Genomic DNA, 25,053 nt, shown 5'->3' with positions numbered 1-25,053 from the left:
GACGAGCGATGAGAAAACCCGTGAGTGGGACCGCCCCTCAACTCCGCTATCCTGAGCCTCACGTTCATCCATCGAGCCTTTTCATGCTTGAAGTCCGCGATGTCTTTAAAAGCTACCCCACGCCCCAAGGCCCGTTGCCGGTGTTGCAGGGTGTCGACCTGACCCTGATGCCCGGCAGCAGCCTGGCGCTGATGGGGGAGTCGGGCAGTGGCAAGAGCACCTTGCTACACCTGGTCGCCGGGCTGGACAAAGTCGATCGCGGCAGCATCCGCAGTGGCGACTATCGGCTCGACGGCATGAGCGAAAGTCAGTTGGCGAACTGGCGACGCACGGAAATCGGCCTGGTGTTCCAGCAGTTCAACCTCATCAGCAGCTTGTCGGTGGAGGACAACCTGGCGTTCCAGGCGCGCCTGTGCGGCCGCTATGACGCGGCCTGGCAAGCCCATCTGGTACAGCGGCTCGGGCTTGCAGCGCTGTTGCGGCGTTATCCCGAGCAGCTTTCCGGCGGCCAGCAGCAACGGGTGGCGCTGGGGCGGGCGCTGGCCTCGCGACCGCCCTTGTTGCTGGCCGACGAACCCACCGGCAGCCTTGACGAAGCCACCAGCGACGAAGTGCTGCAACTGTTGCTGGAACTGCTGGAGGGCAGCCACACCAGCCTGCTGATGGTGACCCACAGTCCACGGGTGGCGGCGCGCCTGGCCCAGTGCGTGGAGTTGCACGGCGGACGGTTGGCGCAGGTGGCCCAGGGGGTGATGATCTTTCGCCAAGCCCTCAAGGCCTTGCTCAGTCATTGGCGCCAACACCCGGTGCAGTTTTTCAGCGTGCTGACCGGCCTTTGGCTCGCCACCAGCCTGCTCACCGGTGTGCAAGCGCTGAACAGTCAGGCCCGGGACAGCTACGCTCGGGCCAGCCAACTGATCGGCGGCGAACCCCAGGCCAGCCTCAATGCACCCGGTGGCGGCACCTTCCCCCAGCAATGGTTTGTCGATTTGCGGCGCCAGGGCTGGCCGGTGTCGCCAGTGTTGCAAGCTCGGGTGCAGCTCAAGGGGCACGAGGATCAGCGCCTGCAACTGATGGGCATCGACCCGATATCGTTGCCGCCCGGTGCGGCACTGGCGGGGCAGGCGCGGGAGATGAGCGAGGTGGTGGAATTCTTTACCGACCCCGGTCGCACCTGGATCGCCCCGCAGACCTTGCAGGCCTTGGGGCTGGGGGAGGGCGACCGGCCTCGTACAGTCGATGGGCGAGCCCTGCCGCCGCTGCACGTCCAGGTGGACATGGCGCCCGGCGTGCTGTTGATGGACATCGGTTTTGCCCAAGCGGTACTCGGCTTGCCGGAACAGCTGTCGCGGCTGTTATTGCCCGCCACCTTCAACGCCGCGTTGCCGGAGGCCTTCAGCGATCGGCTGCAATTCAAGCGTGCCGATGAAGAAAACAACCTGTCGCGCCTGACCGAAAGTTTTCACCTGAACCTCGACGCCCTGGGGTTTTTATCGTTCGTGGTGGGGTTGTTCATCGTTCACGCGGCCATCGGCCTGGCCCTCGAACAGCGCCGCAGCCTACTGCGAACCCTGCGGGCCTGTGGCGTCAGTGCGCGGGTGCTGGTCACCAGTCTGGCCATCGAATTGGGCGCGCTGGCCTTGCTGGGGGGGATCGCCGGGGTGCTCAGCGGCTATTGGCTGGCGAGCCTGTTGTTGCCCGATGTCGCGGCGAGCCTGCGGGGTTTGTACGGTGCCGAAGTGGCCGGGCACTTGAACCTCAGCCCGGGGTGGTGGCTCAGCGGTGTCGGCCTGAGCCTGCTCGGCGCGCTGCTGGCCGGCGCCGACAGCCTGTTGCGGGCGGCGCGCCTGCCCTTGCTGGCGCTGGCCAATCCCCAGGCCTGGCATCAGGCCCATGGGCGCTGGCTGCGTCGCCAGGGTTGGGTGGCGACAGGGGCGGCATTGATTGCCACCTCGGCGTTGATCTGGGGTGACAGCCTGGCCAGCGGTTTTGTCCTGATGACCGCCTTGTTGCTAGGTGCGGCGCTGGCCTTGCCGGTATTGCTCAACAGTGCGCTGAAGCAACTGCTGCGCCGCAATCGCTCGGTGCTCGGGCAATGGTTTCTCGCCGATTGCCGCCAGCAATTGCCGACGCTGAGCCTGGCGCTGATGGCTTTGCTGTTGGCATTGGCGGCGAACATCGGCGCCGGCAGCATGACCGCCGGTTTCCGCCAGACGTTCAGCAACTGGCTCGAACAACGGCTGAGCGCCGAGTTGTACATCAACCCGCAAACCCCGGCGCAGGCGGAACAACTGCACACCTGGCTCAAGCAGCAACCGGCGATCACGGCCGTCGTGCCCCTCTGGCAAGTCTCGATCCCGTTGCAGGGCTGGCCGACGGACATCCATGGCATCATCGATCACCCTCACTATCGCCAGCATTGGCCGCTGCTGGAATCGTCCGGCGACAAGCCGTGGGAGCAACTGGCCGGCGCCGACACCCTCATGCTCAGCGAACAACTGGCCCGGCGCCTCAAGGTGAGGATCGGCGATCAGTTGACCCTGCCGACACCACAGGGCCCCTGGGCACTGCGCATCATCGGTATCTACGCTGACTACGGCAATCCCAAGGGCCATGTGCTGGTCAACGCCGATCACTTGCTGGCGCACTGGCCGCAGCTGACGCCGAACCGGTTCAACCTGCGCATCGAACCGCCCGCGATCCCGGCGCTGCTGACTGCGTTGCAAGGCCGGTTCAACCTGGATGACAGCCGCATCGTCGACCAGGCCCGGCTCAAGGGCTGGTCGACCCAGGTGTTCGAACGCACCTTCGCCGCCACCGCGGCCCTTAACAGCTTGACCCTGGCGGTGGCCGGGGTGGCGTTGTTCATCAGCCTGCTGACCCAGAGCCAGAGTCGCCTCGGCCAGTTGGCGCCGCTGTGGGCGCTGGGGGTGACGCGCCGACAATTGATGTTGCTCAACCTCGGCCAAACCTGGTTGCTGGCGCTGCTGACCTTGGTCCTGGCCTTGCCGCTGGGCATTGCCCTGGCCTGGTGTCTGGACGCGGTGATCAATGTGCAGGCCTTCGGCTGGCGGCTGCCGTTGCGGGTGTTCCCGTTGCAATTGGTGCAGTTGCTGGCCCTGGCGATGCTCGCCACGCTGCTGGCATCGGCCTGGCCGCTGTATGCGTTGTACCGCACGCAGCCGGCGGATTTGCTGAGGACCTTTGCCCATGAAGATTAAAATCGGCGTGTTGCTGCTGGCCTTGCTCAGCGGTTGTGATGACTCGGCGCCGACGCAAAAGGGCTTTGCTGGTCTCGGCGACCAGGCTGTCGCGTTCACGCCGGTGGTGCCTGGGCGGGTGTTCAGTTTCCCGGCCGACCATGGCCTTCATGACGGTTTCCGCATCGAGTGGTGGTACGTCACCGCCAATCTCAAGGACGCCCAGGGCCGGGAATTCGGCGTGCAATGGACGCTGTTTCGCAGCGCTTTGAACGCCGCGCCCCAAGCCAGCGGGTGGCGCAACCAGACAATCTGGCTCGGCCACGCGGCGGTCACTTCCGCCACCGCGCACCATGCCGCCGAGCGTTATGCCCGGGGCGGGGTGGGGCAGGCTGGGGTGCGGGCGGAGCCCTTCGATGCCTGGATCGACGACTGGCAGTTTACCAGTCAGGCTGCTGCGGCCGAGCCGTTGGCGGACATGCAATTGAAGGCTCGCGACCGACGCTTCAGCTATGCCTTGCGGCTGACGTCGAGCCGCCCGTTGGTGTTGCAGGGCGATCAAGGTTTCAGCCAGAAGTCCGAACAGGGGCAGGCGTCGTACTACTACAGTCAGCCGTTTTTCCAGGCCAGCGGTGAATTGGAAATCGACGGTCAACGCTACATGGTCAGCGGCCCGGCCTGGCTCGACCGCGAATGGAGCAGCCAGCCCCTGACCGCCAACCAGACCGGCTGGGACTGGTTCTCCCTGCACCTGGACAACGGCGAGCACGTGATGCTCTATCGCATGCGCCACAAGGACGGCGCGCCTTACCTGACGGGCACCTGGATCGACGCCCAGGGCCAGGCGCAAACCCTGCAGGCCGGGGAGATCAGCCTCGTGCCGTTGGACTCCGCCAAGGTCGCCGGGCGCTCGATGCCGGTGCGTTGGGCCATCAAGATCCTCGGCAAGCAACTCGACATCACCACCCAGGCACTCAATCCCAAGGCCTGGATGGACCTGCGCATTCCCTATTGGGAGGGCCCGGTACGCCTCAGTGGTAACCAGGGCGGCACGGGTTACCTGGAAATGACCGGCTACTGAGAATCGCCGGAACTCCCCGCGAATGTCGACCCTCATAACTGATGAATGCCTAGCAGGAGCCCGCCATGAGCGATGACCTCAAACTTGCATCGTTGGCCGACTGGCAGCAGTTGTTCGACGACAAGGCCTATTGGCAGCAGTCCCCCGATGCCCACTTCACCGAGCTGATGCAAGTGGCCAATGACCTGTTCGGCCGGGGCGCCATCGATCTGGCGCGTTGGCAGGATTTGAAGAACCAGGCCGAGCAACTGCACCAGCGCTCTCCGGATGCCAATGTCGCTGAAGAAGTCGCCGACCCCGATGCCTGAATCCCGAAAGACCCAAGGAGTTCGTCATGAAGCACAGCCCCGATCAACCGTCGCAGAACCCGGACGAGCCCGCGTTGCCTGGTGAAGTGGAGCGCGATAACGATGCCTTGCGGCCCAATGATCCGGCCAAGCGCAAACAGCAACAGGGTGACCCTGAAGCGGGGGACACCGATGCGCAAAAAACCGGACGGCGTGGCTGAAGTGCGTCACGTCGGCTGGTATCAAAAAGAGTTTTTAATGACTGTTTAATGTTTTTACGTGGATAACTTTTTTGTATTGTCCATGTTTTGTATAAGTGTTTGTACAGCGAGCGTATGAGTTGTCATCCAAATACTGTGGCGAGGGAACTTGCTCCCGCGGGGATGCGAAGCAGCCCCCAAAAGCGGCCGCTGCGCGCCCGAGCGGGAGCAGGCTCCCTCGCCACGGGTCAGGGCCAGTCCTCAAATGTAACTGTATGAACGCGTGAGTCATGATCAGTCGTGGGCAGTTACAATAAACATAAACAATTATTTAAACAGTCTCGCGGACATATTCTGAAAGTTCCATTATTATTGTCCCCGTTCGCCCAGTGTCAGGCTCTTTACCAGTGCATGGATTGCCGAGGCCGTCGCACTGGGCGAACACCGTCCTGAATCAATAACTGTCAATTATTTGAAGGCACATTGACCAACAGCGTTGGCCGATGCGTGAGCGGCTGCTCTCCAGTGTCAGTCGACGACGGGTGAACGCCAGTCATCGGAGCCCGAGGTGCCGCTGACTTCGTGGGTCCAAGTGATTTTGCGATACGTGAAATGCACGTCTTCCAGATGGGTGAAGTGAGCGTTCGCGGGGTCTTGGCAATTGAACATGTAATCCTGGATTTCTACGATGATCGCGTCGAACAACGTGGTCGTGAAGTAGTGTTCCTGAGCGCCTAGCTTCGAAGTGCGGAACCATTGGATTGAAACCTCTTCCATGAGCTCACCGCTGGTCAGGGCCGCCAGCAACAAGGGTGAGGCTTTGTCGAACACCTTAGTGATAACCAAGGGTTTGTGTAGGCGCTGGCCGGTTGGCTGGCCGGATTGGGGGTCGCGCGGGATGATTATCTGGTGCTGGAAGCCCTGTACCAGGATTTGGTCTTCGTGACCTTCCTGATAGGTATTGCCCACCGAGTCTGCGGTAAACGCGCCAGCGGTAATCAGACCTTGTTTGGTGCCGACGATGGCCATGTATGCGGGGGTAGCCAAGGGGTGCTCTCCTTCCTGGATAACTAAGGGCCTGGGACGGAAATCGCCCCGAGGTGGCCTGGTGGTTATCAAGTGTTATGCCATTTTCAAAAAAACTTTATATATCAATAAGTTGATTTAAAAGTGGGCGGCTATTTCCTCCAGAAGGACAACAAAACGCACAAACCCTTGCCCAGCCCATTGCAGATATTCGCGACCTACCCGGACACCGCTTTACCCGAGCAGAATCACCGAGAAAGGCGCGCCGCGCTGCGCGCCTGTCAGGCAACTTCTTGCCGTCTTATCCTTCAGCTCGTTCCTACACGCCCAACGCAGTCCTGCACTCATCGATGGAACGCTGTTGCGTCTGGGCATACAGTCCCAGCTCATCAATGGTCGCTCGCCCCAGCGCCGTTTCGAAGGCCTGGCGGTTGGATTGACCGGCGTAATGGCTCTGGGCGGCATCGCCGAGGTTCGATTGGAAGATGCCGGCGGCGCTGACCGGTAGGAAGTCCTCGTACACCAAAGGCTCGGCACGTAGGTATTGCTGTTCGAGCAAGTGTTCCAGGGACGCTGCTTGCCCGAGGGTGCCCTTGGCGGCGAGGCCCTTGGGCGTCGGGAAATAACGGAAATACGCCAATGCCTGTTGGCGCAGCTCATCGTGGTTATCCGGGAATGCGACAAAGTGTTCGGCCATCAGCGCGTTGTAGCGTTCAGCGTTGGCTTCGTTGGGAAACGCCCCCAGCGCATCGCGTGCGGCGTTCAACAATTGGTCGTAGAGCGCGCGGCCCTTGGGCGTGAGCGCGGCGCCGCGTTGTTCGATTTCGCCGAAGCGGGCGCTGTGGCTGCCTTGGGGCTGGGTTTGGGGCTGCTCAGTGAAGGCGACGGGCTCGTCCAGTGCCTTGAAACTGGTCTGGCGCAGCAGGATCGGGCAGCGGCGACGGGGTGGACCTTCAATCACGGCCTTGGGGGTGATGCCATGCTCGGGCATCCGCGCCTGGACGATGTCGATGTCCAGAGTGCGCGGCGTCAGGTGATTGATGTGCGGGCCCTTGAACGCCACCACGTCGGCGATCAGGCGATGCTGGGCGCTCAGTTGCCGGTACTGTTCGGCGGTGACGGTGGCGCTGTGGTGCCAGCGAAAGGTTTCCAGGGCCTGTAGGACGAAGTCCTCGGCCTGGGCTTGCGTCAGGCCACCCTGGCGCTCGGCCAGGTCAATGAGCTCCAGGGCGCCGGGGGTGAAGATCTGCCGTTTGGCCAACACCGACTCGGCAAAGGCCCGCAGCTCGGCATGCTCGATCAGTTCCAGGCGCAGCAGCGAGGTAAACACCCGGAACGGGCTGACCTGCAACGCGCTTTCATGCACGGCGCGAAACGCTGTGGAATGCACCGGCACCCCAGCCGGCGTGAGGTCGTAATAGCCCACCGGCTGCATGCCCATGACCGCGAACAGCCGCCCCAGGGTCGCCAGCTCGGCGGCGGTGCCGACGCGGATCGCGCCGTGGCGTTCCAGGTCCAGGCGCTCGAGTTCGCCGGTGCTGCGCAGGTGGGCGGCCAGTGGCGGCTGTTCGGCCAGCACCTGGGCGTTGGTGTGTTCCACCAACTTCATCAGCGCGCCATACAGCGGCACCTCGTCGCGGTACATGTCGGACATCGCTCTGGAGAAGCGTTGGCGGATCAGGTCGGGGCTGACGAAGTTCATCGTGAGAATTCCTGGCGGGGGCTGTGGGAAAGTTGAACGAAAGATCGCAGCCTTCGCCGGTCCCGGCAAACGAAGAATCTTCAGGACTTCATTCTGCCAGGGACTGATCCACCAGCTCGATCCAGTGCCGCACGGGCGTGCGACCGGCGCCGTCGAGGTGGTTCTGGCAGCCGACGTTGGCCGTGACGATCATCTCCGGCTGGCCACTTTCCAGGGCATTGAGGCGGTTGTCGCGCAACTGCCGCGCCAAGGCCGGCTGGGTCAGCGAATAGGTGCCGGCCGAACCGCAACACAAATGGTCGTCGGGCACCGCAGTGAGGTTGAAACCCAGCAGCGTCAGCAGCGCTTCGATGCTGCCGCCGAGTTTCTGCGCGTGCTGCAAGGTGCACGGGCAATGGACGGCGATGCGCTGGTTCCTGGCCGCGCAAATCTGTTCCAGCGGTTCCTTGCCGAGCACTTGCACCAGGTCCAGCGCCCGTTCGCTGACCTGTCTGGCCTTGGCGGCATAGGCGGGGTCATGTTCCAGGAGGTGCCCGTAGTCCTTGATGAAGGCGCCGCAACCGCTGGCCGTCTGGACGATGGCTTCGGCGCCGTTTTCCAGGTGCGGCCACCAGGCGTCGATGTTCTGTCGGGCGCGGTCCAGCCCGGTGGCCTGGGCGTCGAGGTGATAATCCAGTGCGCCGCAGCAGCCGGCCTGCCCACAGGGGATCACGCTGATGCCGAGTCGATCCAGCACCCGCGCGGCCGAGGCATTGGTGTTGGGCGACAGGCCTGGTTGCACGCAGCCTTCGAGCATCAACACCCTACGCCCATGCCGCAGCGGTGGGCGCTCGGTGTGGGACGGGGCGGGGTGGGGCAACTTGGCGCTCAGGTTCGGCGGCAGCAACGGACGGAAGACCGCGCCAAGGCGCAGCAAGGCCTTGAACCGTTCAGGGCTGGCGGCCAGGCTGCGCAACCCCAGGCGTAATGCACGTTGGCCGGCGGGGCGCGGCACGGCGCGATCGACCACCGCCCGGCCGATGTCCAGCAGGTTGTGGTAATCCACGCCGGACGGGCAGGTGGTCTCGCAGTTGCGACACGACAGGCAGCGATCCAGGTGCAACTGGGTGCTGGCTGTCGCCGGCTGGCCTTCGAGCACCTGCTTGATCAGGTAGATGCGGCCTCTCGGGCCGTCCAGTTCATCGCCGAGCAATTGGTAGGTGGGGCAGGTGGCATTGCAGAAACCGCAATGCACGCAACTGCGCAGGATCCGTTCGGCTTCTTCGGCGCGGGGCAGATTTTTGCTTTCCTCACTGAACCGAGTCTGCATGCTAGATCTCCGGGTACATCCGGCCAGGGTTGAACAGCCCGAGCGGGTCGAGCTGGGCCTTCAACTGCCGGTGATAGCGCAGCAGCGCCGGTACCAGCGGCTGGAACGGTGTATCGCTGGCACCCTGACGATAGCAGGTGGCATGACCGCCCACTTCATGGGCCAGGGCTTGCACTGTGTCGGCATCGGTTTTCAGCCAGCGTTGCGCGCCGCCCCAGTCGATCAACTGCGCGCCGGGCAGGGCGAGTGGTCCGGTATGGTTGGGCAACGACAGGCGCCACAGCGGCAAGCCTTCGTCGAAGAAGGCCAGCCGATGTTCATTCAGTGCGGTCCAGTATTGATCGTCGATCACCTCGCCACCAAAACGCTGATGAGCGGCGCTGACCGAGCCTTCGCCCCCTTCCAGGCGCAGGTGCAGGCAGTCGCCGTCATGGCTGGCGGCGCTGATGGGCAGGGGCTGGCGGCCCCATTCGGCGAGTTTTTCCAAGGCTTCGCTGCTGTCCAGTTCCAGGCGGATGCTCAGGCTGTGACGGGGCTTGGGCAGGACCTTCAAGGACACTTCGGTGATCACCCCCAGGCAACCGAAACTGCCGGCCAGCAAGCGCGAGAGATCATAGCCGGCGACATTTTTCATCACCTCGCCGCCGAAGCGTAGCAAGGTGCCGTGGCCACTGATCAGGCGCGTGCCCAGGACAAAGTCGCGCACCGAACCGGCCCACGGGCGACGCGGTCCCGACAGCCCGGAGGCGACCATGCCGCCGACCGTGGCGTTGTCGCCGAACGCCGGTGGTTCGCAGGGCAGCCTTTGCCCGGCGGCCTCCAGGGCGGCGAGCAGTTCCCGCAGCGGGGTGCCGGCCCGGGCCGTGATGACCAGCTCGGTGGGGTCGTAATGGACGATGCCACGGTGCACGCGGGTGTCCAGCACTTCGCCGGCCACTTCCCGCCCCAGGAAGGCTTTGCTGTTCGAACCCTGGATGCGCAGCGGCGTGGTGTTGGCCCGTGCGCGATTGACCTGATCGAGCAACAGGTCGCTGGCGTCCTGGTCGGCTTCGCCACTCATCAGAAACGCTCCAGTTCGGGAAACGGCAACTGCCCGCCATGGATGTGCATGGCACCGAACTCGGCGCAGCGGTGCAGGGTAGGAATATTCTTGCCGGGGTTGAGCAGGCCTTGGGGATCGAACGCCGCTTTTACCGCGTGGAACAGGTTCAGTTCGTCGCTGTTGAACTGTGTGCACATCTGATTGATTTTTTCCCGGCCAACCCCGTGCTCGCCGGTGATGCTGCCGCCCACCTGGACACACAATTCGAGGATTTTCCCGCCCAGGGTTTCGGCGCGCTCCAGTTCGCCAGGCTGGTTGGCATCGAACAGGATCAGTGGGTGCATGTTGCCGTCGCCGGCGTGAAACACATTGGCGACCCGCAGGCCATGTTCGGCGCCAAGGCTGGCAATGCGCTGCAGCACCTCGGACAGGGCGCGACGGGGGATGGTGCCGTCCATGCAGTAATAATCCGGCGCCAGGCGGCCAACCGCCGGGAAGGCGTTCTTGCGCCCGGCCCAGAACCGCAGCCGCTCGGCCTCGTCCCGCGCCTGGCGCACCTCGGTGGCCCCGGCCTGCTCCAAGACCTGGCGGACCCGGTCGCAGTCGTCATGGACATCGGCCTCGACCCCGTCCAACTCGCACAGCAGGATCGCTTCGGCGTCCACCGGATAGCCGGCGTGGATGAAGTCCTCGGCGGCGCGGATCGCCAGGTTGTCCATCATTTCCAGGCCACCGGGAATGATGCCGGCGGCAATGATGTCGGCCACCGCCCGCCCGGCCTTGTCCACCGAGTCGAAACTGGCCAGCAGCACCTTGGCGACCTGGGGCCGGGGCAACAGCTTGACCGTCACTTCGGTGATGACCCCGAGCAGGCCTTCGGAACCGGTGAACAGCGCCAGCAGGTCCAGGCCCGGCGAATCCAGGGCTTCGCTGCCCAGGGTCAGGCGTTCGCCTTCGACGGTGAGGATTTCCAGCTTCAACAGGTTGTGCACCGTCAGGCCGTACTTGAGGCAGTGCACGCCGCCGGCATTCTCCGCGACATTGCCACCAATGGAACAAGCGATCTGCGACGACGGGTCCGGCGCGTAATACAGCCCGAACGGCGCCGCTGCCTGGGAGATCGCCAGGTTGCGCACGCCCGGCTGAAGCCTTGCGGTGCGGGCGTCGGGGTCGATGTGCAGGATCTGGTTGAACCGCGCCATCACCAGCAACACGCCGCTGGCCAGGGGCAGGGCGCCGCCGGACAGACCGGTCCCGGCGCCTCTGGCGACCACCGGGACGTGCTGTTCATGGCAGAGTTTGAGCAGCGCTTGCACCTGCTCGACCCGTTTGGGCAAGACCACCAGCAGGGGCGTGGTGCGATAGGCCGACAAGCCATCGCATTCGTAGGGCTTGAGGTCTTCCTCGCGGTGCAGGATGTCCAGGTCTGGCACCTGTGCCTGCAGGGCTTGCAGCAGAGCCTGTTTCTCCACCTTCGGCAAGGGGCCGTCGAGGTGTTCGTCGTAGAGGATGTTCATGGAGTCGATACCCCTCAGTCGCCACGAATTCTTTGGGAGCGAGCTTGCTCGCGATGGCGGTGGGTCAGCTTGCATCAGTGTTGAATGTGTCGCCGCTATCGCGAGCAAGCTCGCTCCTACACTGGGTTCATGTTGTTTTATACATCGCGCTCACTGCCCCAACCCCTTGAGAAACTCCCGGTACAGCGCCGCGGTTTTCCCCGGTCGTTCAACCATGGGCATGTGGCCGATACCGTCCCAGATTTCCACCCGCAAGTCGGCGATGCCCTTGCTCCACACCGGCACGCTGCTGACGTCGATCAGCCTGTCCTTGCGGCCCCAGAGTAGCAGCGACGGCGCGCGGATGTCGGCCAGGCGCGGCTCCATCGGCGGGCTGGCGCGAAAGTCGACGAAGATCTCCGCCAGTTCATCGCGGCGCCGTTCGTAACGTTCGGCCATTGCCGCCAGCACCACGCTGGGCACCCAGGGCGGGGAGGCCATGGTCATTGCATAGAACGGCGCGAAATCAGCCCGCGAGTCGACGAGGAACGGGTTATGCCCGGCAGCCAGGTGGCGTTCCATATCGCTGGCCTGGGGGGCGGTGACACCGGCCGGGTCGATCAGCGCCAGGGTCAGTACGCGCTCGGGCGACGTGGCCGCCAGCCACGCAGCGAGGTAACCGCCCATGGAATTGCCGATCACATGGACCTTGTCCAGGCCACAGGCGTCGAGCAGCTCGATCACCCGCCGGGCCTGGGTCGGGATGTCATAGCCGCCGCCAGCCTTGAAGCCGGTTTCGCCATGGCCGGCCAGGTCGGGCACCACCACCCGGTAGTCGCTGACAAAGTGCCGGGCAAAGCGTAGCCAGAGATTCTTGTCAGCGCTGTAGCCATGCAGCATCAGGATGCTGCCGGACGCTTCATAGGGCCCGCCTTGCCAGGTTGACACGGTCATCTCGCTGATGGGGACGGTGATCTTGTGCAACCTGTAGAGACGTGCCTCCAGCGCCATGCCCATGTCGTACAGCACATGGCCGATGCCGGGATACGTCAACCAGCTCCAGGCGATAAACACAGCAAGGACTACCCACAACACCAGCATGTTTTGCCCTCCATGGGTCAGGACAGAATGTGATCGGCCAGTCTGAGTCGACGGGTCAGACAGTGTTAAGTGAAGCTGAAACCCGAGCACATCGCGATGACATGGCCGTTTTTGCTTTGATACCAACTATGACAGCCGCCGGATGAGTCATGTATAGCCAAAATCTGCGGCAGGGCGCTGCATTTGAAGGAGAATAAATACCCCTGCATTCAGTAGTGGCTATTTGATTCCGCCCTGATAGACTCCAGGTAACCCCCCGTTCCAGTGACTTGGAAAACCCGCGGTGCAGAGGCTTCTATGCAAAAAACGGGAAAAAAGGGACGGACGTTGGCCAGGAGGCTCTATATATCGCGCTTTCTGGGCCTGACGCTGGGGTTGCTGTTGGTGAGTGCTGCCGTCTTTCCCCTTGAACCGGCACCGTGGGTCTGGGGTTTCATGCTGTTCAACGGCCTGCTCTGGCCACACGTGGCCTACTGGTGGGGCCGACATTGCTCGAGGCCGTACCGCACAGAACACCTCAATTTATTGATCGATGCGGCGCTCGGCGGCTTCTGGGTCGCGGCGATGCAGTTCAACCCATTGCCCACGGCCGTTACGCTGGCGATGATGGCGATGAATAACGTTGCCATCGGCGGCCTGCGTTTCCTGCTGATCGGGGCGCTGGCCCAAGTGGCCGGTATTGTCGTGGGTGTGCTGATCTTCCCGCTGACCAGCGTGCCCATGACCAGCCCGGCGCAGATCTACGCCTGTCTGCCGCTGCTGTGCCTGTATCCGATGGCGCTGGGTTGGTTCTGCTATCGCCAGGCCTACATCCTGGGCCGGCAAAAGCGCGAGTTACTGGCCCTGAGCCGTACCGACAGCTTGACCGGGTTGCTTAACCATGGCGCCTGGAAAGATCGCCTCAACGAGGAGTTCCAGCGCTGCCTGCGTCACCCAAATGACGGGCCAGGGCGCGGCGTACTTGCGCTGATCGACATCGATCATTTCAAAGCCATCAATGACACCTATGGCCATGTGGCTGGCGACATCGTGCTGCGCCAGCTTGGCAAGATCCTCAATCAGAACCTGCGGGCTGCCGACGTGGTCGGGCGTTATGGCGGCGATGAGTTCTGTGTGATTCTGCCGGACCTGACGCTGGCCAATGCCGTACGGGCCATGGATGGTTTGCGTGAGCGCTTCGCGATGCTCGGCTACGAACAGAACCCGACGTTGAAGGCGAGCCTGAGTATTGGCCTGGCGGCCTTCAACCCGGCCTATGGCGATGCGACCCATTGGCTCAATGATGCCGACCAGGCGCTTTACGACGCCAAGACCGGCGGGCGCAACCGGGTCACCTGTTACCGGAATCGGCAGGTGTTGGAGGAATCGGTCGTTTCCCTGTGAGATGGCCACCTGCTGTCTAGAGCCTTGTTCGATTGTCGGGTAGGGTGCCCAGGGCACTCCCTCGATACGGAACAAGGATGAAATCATGACGATGACCGCTGTTCGCTCCCGTCTGGCCGTCAGTCTCGGCCTGAGCCTGGCCCTGTGCGCCTTCACCCCCATAGCTTTGGCGCAACCCCATCAACAAATCCTGACCGATGCGCAGCAGTACAAGGACGAAGCCCTGAAGCTGCTGGAGCGGCTGGTGAATATCGACTCCGGCTCCGGGTATGTGCCGGGGCTGACCCAGGTCGGCGACATTACCATCGACGAACTGAAAAAATTGGGTGCGACCATCGAGCAGGTGCCGAACTCGGACGGTAGCCAGCACATCCTGGCGACTCTCAAGGGCACCGGTAAAGCGAAAATTCTGCTGATGGCCCATATGGACACGGTGTTCAAGGAAGGTTCGGCCGCCGAGCGTCCGTTCCACATCAAGGATGGCCGCGCCTACGGGCCGGGGGTGATGGACGACAAGGGTGGCATCGTCGCCGGGATCTACGCCTTGAAAGTTCTCAAGAACCTCGATTTCAAGAACTACGCGCAAATCACCTTCCTGCTCGACGCCAGTGAAGAAACCGGTTCGGATGTGGCCACCGACCTGATCAAGAAAACCGCCAAGGCCCATGACGTGACCCTCAACCTCGAGCCGGGTCGCCCGGCCGACGGTCTGGTGGTGTGGCGCAAGGGCAGTGCCACGGCGCTGGTGGAGGTCAAGGGCAAGGCATCCCACGCCGGTGTCGCGCCGGAACTGGGGCGCAATGCGGCGATGGAAGCCGCGCACCAGATTCTGCAATTGGGCAAGCTCGGCGATGCGGATAAGAAAACCACCATCAACTTCACGGTGCTCAAGGCTGGCGACCGGACCAACGTCATTCCCGATCAGGCGAGCGCCAAGGCCGATGTGCGGGCGGCGGTGCCGGAAGAGTTCGACCGCATCGAAAAAGACCTGGCCCGGGTGTCCCAGGACAAGCTAATCGCCGACACCGAGGTCACCACCAGCCTCAAGCGCGGTTTGCCGCCGATGCCACAGACGGCGGAATCGGACCGGTTGATGGCCATGGCCCAAGGCATCTATGGCGAGCTGGGGCGCAAGCTCACTGAAGAGGGCAGCGGCGGCGCGGCGGACGCCAGCCTCTCGGCCGGCGTCGGCACGCCTACGCTGGATGGGTTTGGCATTGTCGGCGGCAACATTCATACGCCGCAGGAATATGCCGAAGTCGAGAGCGTGGTGCCACGGATTTATCTGTTGTCGCGGATGATCATGGAGTTGGCGGGGCGGTAACGCGCTATGCCGTTCGTAGCGCTGGCAGGGTATAGGGTGAACGGTTAACCCCTGTGGGAGCGAGCTTGCTCGCGATAGCGGCGTGTCAGTTAACGATGATGTCGACTGATTCACCGCCTTCGCGAGCAAGCTCGCTCCCACAGGGGAGATGTGCTGCAAGACTCGGTGGTTCGCTCCTATACCGATGCTAATACGATAAACACAAGGCTTTTGTGGCGAGGGAGCTTGCTCCCGCTGGACTGCGCAGCAGGCCCAAGTTTTTTGATTCAGCACAAAATGCTTGGGGCCGCTTCGCGACCCAGCGGGAGCAAGCTCCCTCGCCACAGGGGGATGCGCTATGTCGAAGGGCGCGCTTCGACGTTGTCCAGTGCTCGGTTTGCCAGCTGTCCACTCAATTCGATCAATTGGTGGATGCCCAGGGCAATGTGGCGCCTTGAGCCTTCCAGGTCGAAGGCCAGGTCGCTGAGCATGGCGGTGGCCGAGGCGAGGGTTTCGCTGAGGTTGGCGAGCAGGGATTCGGTGTCGAGACCGTTGACGACCGTGAAGAGTTGGCCGGGATCAGCCTCGGGTTTGCTGGGTTTGGGCTTGAGGTAGTGGTCGAGGATGCGGTCGGCGGCTTTGTCGAACGCTTTTGATGATGGATCGGTATCCGGTGGGTTCGGTGTTGGCTTGAACATGGACGAAACTCCTTGGTAATTGGAGCCGCAACCTTTTGCTACCAAACATTAGGTGGCGGCTATACGCAGGTTGGTAGACCGGGTACCAAGGCAAACCCAGCGCGCCACAAGGGCGCCCCGCGCACAGCCGCCATAATGAATATGCCGGAGCTGTGCGCCTTAGTTTTACCCGGGCTACCAAACCCGATCGCTGATTCGTCAGCGACCCGAAAACGATAAAGCCCTGGCCCCAAGGCGCACAAGCCGGCGGATTCTGGCGCAGTTGTAGGCAATGGCGCAAGGTGAGGTCGTTCGGTCTTACATCAGGAGTAATGAGGTAAACATCCAGGCGTTTGTGGTGAGGGAATTTAGCGAAACGTCGCACCGCCCCGCTGTGGGAGCAAGGCTTGCCCGCGATGAAGATGACGCGGTCTCCTGGCGAACCGAGGTGCCTGCATCGCGAGCAAGCATTGCTCCCACCGGGATTTTTGTTGCGCCGCTTGGCGGGTTCAGTAAACCCAAACCTCCACCCGCCGATTCCGAACCCGACCCTCATCCTCGCTGTTGGCCGCCACCGGCATCAAGGCGCCGAACCCACGCACTTCCCGGAGCGCCACACCGTATTTGACCAGCTCCCGCCGCACCGCCATGGCCCGCAGCTTGGACAACAGGTCGGCCCGCGCCGGGTCGTCCTTGGCGTCGCCAAAACCCACCAGCGTTACGCGTCGATCGGTTTTGCCGTGCTGCTTTATATAGTCGAGCACACGGCCCAGGTCCTGGTGGGCCTTGTTGTCCAGGCTGGCGCTGCCTTCTTCGAAGCGGAAATTCACGTTCAAGCGTTGGGCGTGGCGGCTCAGGGCCTGGTAGCCCTCGGGCATCAGTGCATTCGGCGTGACGGCCATGGCCTGGACGGTCTGGGCGATGAACCCGTTGGCCGCGACGATGGCCTGGCCCTTGTCGCTTTGGGCGAACGCCACCAAGGCCTCGGCCCACGGGTTGGTGCCCCAGGGGGGCAAATAGAAGAACAGGCGCCGGGAGAGTGGGTAGTCCTCGGTGGCGATCAGGTGGTTGAGCGGCAGCATGGGTTGGGAAGCGCCGTCGACAATGGCCAGCGCCTTGGCCTGGCGCACGTAGGGCAAACCGATGAAACCGATGCCTTGTGGGTCCTGGCTGACAGCGTCGGACAACTGTTCGCTGGACTCGAAGCGCCGGGCGCTAGGATCCAGGCGTTTGCCCTGTCGGCTGAGCACCAACTCCTTGAAGGTGTCGTAGGTGCCGGACTGTTCATCCCGGGCATACAGATGAATCGGCCCGCCCGTCCCGCCGACGGCCTCCCAGGTTTTCGCCTCGCCACTGAATATCCGCGCCAGTTGCACGGTATCGAGTTGCTGCAGCGGGTTGTGGGGATGAAGGATGATCGCCAAGCCATCGATGGCGATGACCTGCTCGGCGGCAGGACTTTTCAGGTCGCCCAGGGACGACAATTCCTTCAGTTCACTGTCCTTGATCGGCCGGGAAGAGGCGGCCAGGTCGGCGCTGGCCTGCTTGAGGGCGGCGAAACCGGTGCTGGAGCCGTGGGCCGCGATGTCGACTTCCACCCGCCGGCCATCGGCAGTCTGGCCGACGATGCGTTGCTCGTTGTCACGCCCGGTGATTTCACTGCTGACCCTGCGCAGGCCCTGATCCTCCATCAAGCCTCTGACCAGGGCCGGCCCCAGCGCCGCGCCGATGGTATTGGAGCCCTGGAGGCGCAAGGCTGGGCCCTGTTCGGGAATGGGCAACTTGCCGGCCCATGCCACGAACGGCAGCCAGAGGCCCATGAAAACCACAACACACAGCCGCATGCCGGCACCTTCTGAACCCGAGGAAGTGCCGGAAGATTAAGTCAGTCAGGTTACTGAAAGGTGACAGGGGGGCGACGGGGCACCGAAATCCACTGTGGGAGCGAGCTTGCTCGCGATGACGGCGGCACATCCAATATCAATCTTGGCAGTTACACCGCTATCGCGAGCAAGCTCGCTCCCACAGGGGGAGTTGTATATGGCTTGGATCAGCTCAGTTGCAACCAGATCGGCGCATGGTCCGATGGTTTTTCCATGCCCCGTAGCTCATAGTCCACGCCAGCGTCCTTGACCCGTGGCAGCAGGCCGTGGGAAGTGAGGATCAGGTCGATGCGCAGGCCGCGTTTGGGCTCGTCCTCGAAACCGCGGCTGCGGTAGTCGAACCAGCTGAAACGGTCGGTGACGTCCGGGTTCAGGTGGCGGAAGCTGTCCACCAGGCCCCAGTTCTTCAGGCGGGCCATCCATTCGCGCTCTTCCGGCAGGAAGCTGCACTTGCCGGTTTTCAGCCAGCGCTTCATGTTGTCCGGGCCAATGCCGATGTCGCAGTCTTCCGGGGAAATGTTCACGTCGCCCATTACCACCACTGGCTGGTCGTTGCTGAAGCGGCTTTCCAGCAGTTGCTGCAAATCGCTATAGAAACGCTCCTTGGCCGGGAATTTGGTCGGGTGGTCGCGGCTTTCACCCTGGGGGAAGTAACCGTTCATGATGGTCACCGGCACGCCGTTGGCATCGGCGAAGGTGCCCCAGATGAAGCGCCGCTGGGCGTCCTCGTCGTCACTGTCGAAGCCTTTGTACAGGCTCAGCGGCGCCTGGCGGGAGAGCAGGGCGACGCCGTAGTGGCCTTTTTGCCCGTGGTAATGCACGTGATAACCCAGGGCCTGCACCTCGGCCAGGGGGAATTGCTCGTCGTGAACCTTGGTTTCCTGCAGCCCGATCACATCCGGCTGGTGCTTCTCGATCAGCGCCGCCAGCTGATGGGGGCGGGCGCGCAGCCCATTGATGTTGAAGGAGACGATCTTCATGGTCGGCTGTCCTGGCAAAACTGCGATGCTAGCTGACATGTGGGAAGGGAGCCAGCGTGGCAGTAGGACAAATGCGCTGCTAATGTCCTTTGCATGTAGGAACGATCACGACCCTCTCGGGTTCGTACTCAATAAGAGCAGGGCCTCACCGAGCCTCGCCCCAGGAGATCCAACACCATGCCTGAAACTGCAACCGCCATCGCCGACGTCCATATGCTCGACAGTGGTTATTCCCGTGAAGCCCGTTCGTTGCTGTACCAGGCCTATCGCCATGAGCCGACCTTCAGCTACCTGTTCGAATCCGAGCGTCCCGGTTATGAACAGCGGGTGCGGGCTACGGTGCGTGAGCTGGTCAAGCAGCATTTTCTCCAGGACCTGCCGGCCATTGGCCTTCTGGTCAACGACCGCCTGATCGGCATCGCCCTGATCGCCCCGCCACAGCGGCGCTTGGGCATCACCGAAAGTTGGGCCTGGCGCCTGCGCATGGTCTTGAGCACTGGTTTCCGTTGCACTCGGCGCTATCTGGAGTACCACGCGGCGGTGCTGGCCTGCCTGCCGTCGGATGCGGTCCATGTATTGCCGCTGCTGGGGATTCATCCGCAGTTCCAGGGCAAGCATTTCGGCGAGCAGTTGCTCGAGGCGGTCCATAACTGGTGTGCGGTGGACGAGCATTCCCGAGGGGTGGTGCTGGACACTGGCAACCCGCGTTATCTTGAGTTTTATAAACGCCAGGGTTACGAGGAAATCGGTGAGGTTGCGGTAGGACCGATCCGCGAGCATGTGTTCTTCCACGCCAACCCACAGGTTCTGCAAAGCGCAACGGGCTAATCGGTCGAACTTTTGCGAAATGTCCGGCTCTATCAGGCACCTACGCTCGTGATAGCATCCGCGCCATGAACCTCTCAGGAAGAATGACCCGTGGCGCGCTTTTGCTGTCCCTCAGCTGCGCGGCGCTGGCAAACAGTGAATTGGAAGTACGCGTCCAGCCGTCCAACGACGAACTCAAGGCCAACGTAGAAGGTTACATCGGTGGCTTGGGTGATCGTGATGAGGAGGCCTTGCTGCGCTTCAGTCGCGGCGCCGAGGAGCAGGCGCGCAAGGCCGCCCAGGCGCTGGGCTACTACCAGCCGCAGATCGACAGTGAGGTCAAGGGCGGCAAGGACCCACGCCTGGTGCTCACCATCGACCCCGGCGAGCCGGTGCACCTGCGCAACGTCACCGTGCGCATCGATGGCCCGGCGGCGGCGCTCAAGGCCTTTCGCGTACCCAGCAACGCCGCCCTGAAACCCGGCGCAGTGCTCAACCATGGTCGCTATGAAGACGCCAAGCGGGTGATCCAGAACCAGGCCTCGCGCTATGGTTATTTCAGCGGGCGCTTCACCCAGCAGAAACTCCTGGTGGACCCCCAGGCGGGCATCGCCGACATCGAACTGGTCTACGACAGTGGCCCGCGCTATGCCTTGGGCCCGGTGAGCTTCGAGGGCGACACGCCGTTCGACGAAGACCTGCTGCGACGCATGGTGCCGTTCAAGGCGGGTGCGCCCTACGACTCCGAGCTGATTGCCGAACTCAACCAGGCCTTGCAATCGAGCGGCTATTTTGAAGGTGTTCGGGTGGATGCGGCCCCCACCGCAGCCACCAACAATGTCATTCCGGTGGCGGTCAAGCTCGATACGCGCAAGCCGCGCACCATGGGCCTGGGCCTGGGTTTTTCCACCGACGTCGGCCCCCGGGCCAAAGCCAACTGGACGCGCCACTGGGTCAACCCCCAGGGCCACAGCTATGGCTGGGAAGCGGAAGTGTCGGCGCCCCGGCAGAACGTCGGCCTGTGGTACGACGTGCCGCTGGACCCGCCGCTGACCGACAAGATGCGCTATGCCGGCGGCTATCAATATGAAGAACTGGCCGGCACCGACAGCCTCAGCAAACTGCTCACCGTGGGCCCGGAATGGCACAGCAAGTTGCCCAGCGGTTGGCAGCGGGTGGTGTCGCTCAAGTGGCAGCGCGAGGAGTATCGCCTCGGCGACGATGCGGGGCTGAGCACGCTGTTGATGCCGGGCGTGAGCTATTCCTACCTGCGCAGCGACAACCGCATCGACCCGCACAACGGCTACCGTTTGCAGTTCGACACCAAGGTCGCCAAGGAAGGGCTGGGCTCGGACAACAACCTGGTATACGGCACCGCCATGGTCAAGGGCCTGACCACGGTGTTCGACAAACATCGCCTGCTGGCTCGGGCGCAGATCGGCGGCAGCGCCACCAATGGCTACAAATCCATCCCGCCGTCCCTGCGTTTTTTCGCCGGTGGCGACCAGAGTGTGCGGGGTTACGACTACCAGAGCCTGTCGCCGGAAAACGCCGAGGGCGACCGTATCGGCGGACGTTACATGGTCGCCGGCAGCCTTGAGTACCAATATTCCGTCGCGGAAAAATGGCGGGTGGCGACGTTCGTCGACCAGGGCAACTCCTTTAACAGCCTTGAGCTGCCGAGCTTGAAGACCGGCGTAGGTGTCGGCGTGCGCTGGGTGTCGCCGGTGGGGCCGATCCGCCTCGACCTGGCCCATGCGATGGACGATGAAGGCGGCATTCGATTGCACTTTTCCATGGGGCCTGAGTTGTGACGCGTGGTGTGAAGAGGACGCTGTTAGCGCTCGCCGGGGTGCTGGTGGCAGTCGTGCTGGCCTTGAGCGTGGTGCTGGGCACGGCCTTTGGCAGCCGCTGGGCCCTTGGCCTGGTGCCGGGGCTGAACGTGGAGAATTTCCAGGGTCGGCTGGGCGGGCAGTGGAGCGCCGATCACCTGCTGTGGCAGCAAGGCGACAGTCGGGTGGAGGTGGATCGGCTGATATTCGCCTGGTCACCGCTGTGCCTGGCGCGCATGACCCTGTGCATCGAACAGCTCAAGGCCGATCAGGTCGCCTTGCAGTTGCCAGCCTCGGCCGATGAGCCGAGCAGCGGTCCGATCAGCTTGCCGGACCTGGATTTGCCGCTCGCCATCGAACTGGGCGATGTGCAGGTCGGCAGTCTGTCGTTCAACGGCAGCGAGCAGCTCAAGGGCCTGCAATTGGTTGCCCACTGGACTGCTGAGGGTCTGCAGATTGACTCGGTGCAATTGCAGCGCGACGAACTGGGCCTGACGCTGTCCGGCTTGCTCAAGCCCGGCGGCGACTGGCCATTGAATGCCGAAGGCCGGTTGACCTTGCCGGCGCCGGGGGCCACGCCCTGGGCCCTGGACCTGAAAGTTGACGGCAACCTGCTCAAGACCCTCAACCTCAAGGCCGACAGCAGCGGTTACCTGCAAGGCCAGTTGACCGGCGAGCTGCAACCGCTGGCGGACAACCTACCCGCCAAGGTGCGCATCACCGCCGACGGCTTCAAGGCCAGCGCCGATCTGCCGGACACCTTGTTGCTCAATCAGCTGGAACTGACCGGCGAAGGCGATCTGAAGAAGGGTTATCAATTGCTCGGCAAGGCGACATTGCCCGCCGAAAAAGGGCCAGTCGCGTTGCTGCTGCAAGGCACCGTGGACGCCGATGGCGCCCGGATCGCCGGCCTGGATCTGGATGCCGGCAATCAGCAAAGCCTGAAACTCAGCGGTCAAGTGGACTGGCGCGAAGGCCTGAGTGCCGAGGCGAAAGTCGCCTGGTTGGATTTCCCCTGGCATCGCCTGTATCCGCTGATCGACGAGCCGCAGGTGAGGTTGCGCAGCTTCAATGGCGAAGTCTCGTACACCGATGGCAACTACCTGGGCAATTTCCAGGCTGCGCTGGACGGACCCGCCGGGGCCTTTAGCCTGGACAGCCCGTTCAGCGGCGACCTGACGCAAATCCACCTGCCGCAGCTCAAGCTCGCCGCGGGGCAGGGTAAGGCCGAAGGGCATCTGAGCCTGCAATTTGCCGACGGCATCGCCTGGGACACGGCGCTGCAACTGTCGGCCATCAACCCGGCGTACTGGCTCGGTGAACTGCCCGGGACCCTGGCCGGGCCGTTGCGCAGCAAAGGGGCAATGAAGAACGAGCGCCTCGACCTCGACGCAGAGCTGGATCTCAAGGGCCAGCTGCGTGGCCAACCGGCGCTGTTCCAGGCCAAGGCCAGCGGCGCCGGCGAGCAGTGGAACCTCAGCGCGCTGGACATCCGCCTGGGGGACAACCGCATCAACGGCAGCGGCAGCCTGCAACAGAAGCTCACCGGCCAGATCGACATCAAGCTCGCCCGCCTGGCCCAGCTCTGGCCGCAACTGCGCGGCCAAGTGGTCGGCCGGGTCGATGTCGCCGGCACACTCAAGGCGCCCCAAGGCAAGCTCGGCCTGCAAGGCACGCAACTGGCATTTCAGGACAATCGCCTGCAAAGCCTGAACCTGGACGCGACCCTCGACAGTGCCCAGCGCGGCAAGCTCGACCTCAAGGCCAGCGGTATCCGCGCCGGTGAAACTTCGTTGGGCGTGCTGACCGTCAGCGGGCAGGGCGACATCAAACGGCAAACACTCAACCTGGACTTGCAGGGGCCGCAGCTCGACACGACCCTGGCGCTCGACGGCGCCCTCGACCAGGGCAATTGGCGCGGACGCCTGGCCAGCGGCGCGGTGCAGGCCGGCGGTCAAGCCTGGCGCCTGCAAGCCCCGGCGAAACTGGAGCGCCTGGCCGATGGCACGCTCAACGTCGGCGCCCATTGCTGGCGTTCCTTTGATGCCAGCCTGTGCGGTGAAGACCAACGGCTGATGCCGGAGCCGAAGCTGCGCTACCACCTCAAACAATTCCCCATCGAAAGCCTGGCCCAGTGGATGCCCAAGGATTTTGCCTGGCAGGGCCGGCTCAACGCGGACCTGCAACTTGACTTGCCGGCCAGCGGCCCGAATGGCCGGATCCAGGTGGACGCCAGCGGCGGTACTTTGCGGATTCGGGATAAGGAGAGCGATAAGCCGCAATGGCTGGACTTCCCTTATCAGACCCTGACGCTCAACAGTCGTCTGACCCCCAAGCGCATCGATACCGACCTGAATTTCGTCGGCGCCAAGCTCGGCGAACTGATGCTCCAGGCGCAGATCAACCCGCTGCCGGCGAGCAAGCCCTTGAGCGGCTCGTTCCGCCTGACCGGTGTGGACCTGTCCGTGGCCCGGCCGTTCATGCCGATGGTGGAAACCCTTACGGGGCACCTGAACGGCAGCGGGACGTTGTCCGGTGGCTTGCTCGCGCCCCAGGTCAACGGCAACCTGGTGCTCAGCGACGGCGAAGTCTCCGGGCCGGAACTGCCGGTCAGCCTCGAAGCCCTGCAGGTGCGGGCGATGATTGCCGGCGAAACGGTACGGCTCGACGGCAACTGGAAAAGCGGCAAGAGTGGGCGGGGCAGCCTGACGGGAAACATCGGCTGGGGCGAGGCCCTGACCCTGAACCTGGCCCTCAAGGGCTCGCAGTTGCCGGTTACCGTCGAACCGTACGCGGTGCTCGATGTCGCCCCGGACCTGAACATCACGATGCAGGGCGAGCAGCTTTCCATTGCCGGCAAGGTCCTAGTGCCCAAAGGCGAGATCACCGTCCGCGAACTGCCGCCGTCCACCGTCAAGGTGTCGGATGATACGGTGATCGTCGGCCACCAGACCGAGGAGGGCAAGGCGCCGATAGCCATGGCGATGGACATCGACGTGATCGTCGGCCAGGACAAGCTCGCGTTCTCGGGTTTCGGCCTGACGGCCAACGTGCAAGGCCAGGTGCACATCGGCGACAACATGGACACCCGCGGTGAACTGTGGCTCAACGACGGCCGCTATCGGGCCTACGGGCAACGGCTGACGGTGCGCCGGGCACGGCTGCTGTTCGCCGGCCCCATCGACCAGCCCTACCTGGACATCGAAGCGATTCGCCAGACCGACGACGTGATCGCCGGCATCCGCTTGAGCGGCAGCGCCGAGCAACCGACCACGCAGATCTTCTCCGAGCCGGCCATGAGCCAGGAGCAGGCGTTGTCCTACCTGGTACTGGGCCGGCCGCTGAGCACCACGGGCGAGGACAACAACATGCTTGCCCAGGCGGCGCTGGGCCTGGGGCTGATGGGCAGTTCGGGCGTGACCAGCAGCCTGGCCAGTAACCTGGGTATCGATGATTTCCAACTCGACACCCAAGGCAGCGGCAACACCACCAGCGTGGTCGCCAGCGGCAACCTCTCGGAAAAACTCAGCCTGCGCTACGGCGTCGGCGTGTTCGAACCGGCCAACACCATCGCCCTGCGCTACAAGCTCAGCAAGAAGGTCTACCTCGAAGCCGCGAGTGGCGTCGCCAGTTCGCTGGATATCTTCTACAAGCGCGATTTCTAAACCCTTCCCCAATCCCCCTGTGGGAGCGAGCTTGCTCGCGATAGCGGTATGTCAGTTGACGGTCATGTTGGCTGATCCA

Annotated in this window: 18 protein-coding genes and 1 pseudogene; 10 read left to right on the top strand and 9 right to left on the bottom strand. The window is 63.3% G+C overall.

What is annotated here, in order from left to right; translation table 11 throughout:
* Positions 1-8: 8 nt before the first annotated feature.
* The 5 genes and pseudogenes from AB4N80_RS23910 to AB4N80_RS23890 all read left to right on the top strand — a co-directional run.
* Positions 9-521: pseudogene (locus AB4N80_RS23910) on the top strand (ABC transporter ATP-binding protein); the annotation flags it as partial.
* A 231-nt stretch (positions 522-752) separates the two neighbouring features.
* On the top strand, positions 753-3,221 hold the full coding sequence (locus AB4N80_RS23905) for an ABC transporter permease (RefSeq protein WP_460090581.1): 2,469 nt from the start codon (positions 753-755) through the stop codon (positions 3,219-3,221).
* Positions 3,211-4,281: a lipocalin-like domain-containing protein gene (locus tag AB4N80_RS23900; protein ID WP_460079134.1), complete on the top strand. Its 1,071-nt coding sequence runs from the start codon at positions 3,211-3,213 to the stop codon at positions 4,279-4,281. Before AB4N80_RS23905 ends, AB4N80_RS23900 begins: the two co-directional genes overlap by 11 nt.
* 65 nt (positions 4,282-4,346) lie before the next feature.
* Positions 4,347-4,589: a hypothetical protein gene (locus AB4N80_RS23895; RefSeq protein WP_122568137.1), complete on the top strand. Its 243-nt coding sequence runs from the start codon at positions 4,347-4,349 to the stop codon at positions 4,587-4,589.
* Positions 4,590-4,615: 26 nt separating this feature from the next.
* On the top strand, positions 4,616-4,789 hold the full coding sequence (locus tag AB4N80_RS23890) for a hypothetical protein (RefSeq protein WP_163006834.1): 174 nt from the start codon (positions 4,616-4,618) through the stop codon (positions 4,787-4,789).
* 507 nt (positions 4,790-5,296) lie between these two features.
* Here the strand turns inward: AB4N80_RS23890 and AB4N80_RS23885 are convergent.
* From AB4N80_RS23885 to AB4N80_RS23860, 6 genes are all read right to left on the bottom strand, one after another.
* Complete coding sequence (locus tag AB4N80_RS23885) at positions 5,297-5,815, bottom strand: Hcp family type VI secretion system effector (protein WP_122568138.1); 519 nt, start codon at positions 5,813-5,815, stop codon at positions 5,297-5,299.
* A 298-nt stretch (positions 5,816-6,113) separates the two neighbouring features.
* Complete coding sequence (gene hglS / locus AB4N80_RS23880) at positions 6,114-7,496, bottom strand: 2-oxoadipate dioxygenase/decarboxylase HglS (RefSeq protein WP_460079130.1); 1,383 nt, start codon at positions 7,494-7,496, stop codon at positions 6,114-6,116.
* 88 nt (positions 7,497-7,584) lie between these two features.
* Positions 7,585-8,805, bottom strand: coding sequence for a glycolate oxidase subunit GlcF (glcF, locus tag AB4N80_RS23875; RefSeq protein ID WP_460079128.1), 1,221 nt, complete (start codon positions 8,803-8,805; stop codon positions 7,585-7,587).
* 1 nt (position 8,806) lies between these two features.
* Positions 8,807-9,865 (bottom strand): glycolate oxidase subunit GlcE, encoded by a 1,059-nt coding sequence (gene glcE / locus AB4N80_RS23870; RefSeq protein WP_460079125.1) that lies wholly within the window; start codon positions 9,863-9,865, stop codon positions 8,807-8,809.
* Positions 9,865-11,364, bottom strand: coding sequence for a glycolate oxidase subunit GlcD (glcD, locus tag AB4N80_RS23865; RefSeq protein WP_122568142.1), 1,500 nt, complete (start codon positions 11,362-11,364; stop codon positions 9,865-9,867). The genes glcE and glcD overlap by 1 nt, the downstream gene beginning before the upstream one ends.
* 150 nt (positions 11,365-11,514) lie before the next feature.
* Entirely contained in the window at positions 11,515-12,444 is a 930-nt protein-coding gene (locus tag AB4N80_RS23860) for an alpha/beta fold hydrolase (RefSeq protein ID WP_122568143.1), read from the bottom strand.
* 297 nt (positions 12,445-12,741) lie between these two features.
* Here AB4N80_RS23860 and AB4N80_RS23855 point away from each other — a divergent pair, with 297 nt between their 5' ends.
* The gene (locus tag AB4N80_RS23855; RefSeq protein ID WP_122568144.1) at positions 12,742-13,827 is read left to right on the top strand and encodes a diguanylate cyclase; all 1,086 of its coding nucleotides are present in this window, start codon (positions 12,742-12,744) and stop codon (positions 13,825-13,827) included.
* A gap of 85 nt (positions 13,828-13,912) precedes the next feature.
* Positions 13,913-15,151: a M20/M25/M40 family metallo-hydrolase gene (locus AB4N80_RS23850; RefSeq protein ID WP_122568145.1), complete on the top strand. Its 1,239-nt coding sequence runs from the start codon at positions 13,913-13,915 to the stop codon at positions 15,149-15,151.
* 335 nt (positions 15,152-15,486) lie between these two features.
* On the opposite strand, the gene AB4N80_RS23845 is transcribed toward AB4N80_RS23850, so the two are convergent.
* The 3 genes from AB4N80_RS23845 to xthA all read right to left on the bottom strand — a co-directional run bounded on the left by AB4N80_RS23845 (position 15,487) and on the right by xthA (position 18,670).
* On the bottom strand, positions 15,487-15,828 hold the full coding sequence (locus AB4N80_RS23845) for a DUF6124 family protein (RefSeq protein WP_122568146.1): 342 nt from the start codon (positions 15,826-15,828) through the stop codon (positions 15,487-15,489).
* Positions 15,829-16,316: 488 nt separating this feature from the next.
* On the bottom strand, positions 16,317-17,651 hold the full coding sequence (locus tag AB4N80_RS23840) for a substrate-binding domain-containing protein (RefSeq protein ID WP_460079118.1): 1,335 nt from the start codon (positions 17,649-17,651) through the stop codon (positions 16,317-16,319).
* Between the two features lie 206 nt (positions 17,652-17,857).
* Complete coding sequence (xthA, locus tag AB4N80_RS23835) at positions 17,858-18,670, bottom strand: exodeoxyribonuclease III (RefSeq protein WP_305470472.1); 813 nt, start codon at positions 18,668-18,670, stop codon at positions 17,858-17,860.
* A gap of 177 nt (positions 18,671-18,847) precedes the next feature.
* On the opposite strand from xthA, the gene AB4N80_RS23830 reads away from it, so the two are divergent.
* From AB4N80_RS23830 to AB4N80_RS23820, 3 genes are all read left to right on the top strand, one after another.
* Positions 18,848-19,498, top strand: a complete 651-nt coding sequence (locus tag AB4N80_RS23830) for a GNAT family N-acetyltransferase (RefSeq protein WP_122568149.1) — start codon at positions 18,848-18,850, stop codon at positions 19,496-19,498.
* A gap of 65 nt (positions 19,499-19,563) precedes the next feature.
* Complete coding sequence (locus AB4N80_RS23825) at positions 19,564-21,291, top strand: autotransporter assembly complex protein TamA (protein WP_305492056.1); 1,728 nt, start codon at positions 19,564-19,566, stop codon at positions 21,289-21,291.
* Entirely contained in the window at positions 21,288-24,974 is a 3,687-nt protein-coding gene (locus AB4N80_RS23820) for a translocation/assembly module TamB domain-containing protein (RefSeq protein WP_122568151.1), read from the top strand. The genes AB4N80_RS23825 and AB4N80_RS23820 overlap by 4 nt, the downstream gene beginning before the upstream one ends.
* The last annotated feature ends 79 nt before the right edge of the window (positions 24,975-25,053 follow it).

This window comes from Pseudomonas sp. H3_A02 (genome assembly GCF_054671965.1).
Note: the sequence above shows the minus strand (reverse complement) of the source record. Positions and strands in the feature narration are given on the sequence as shown.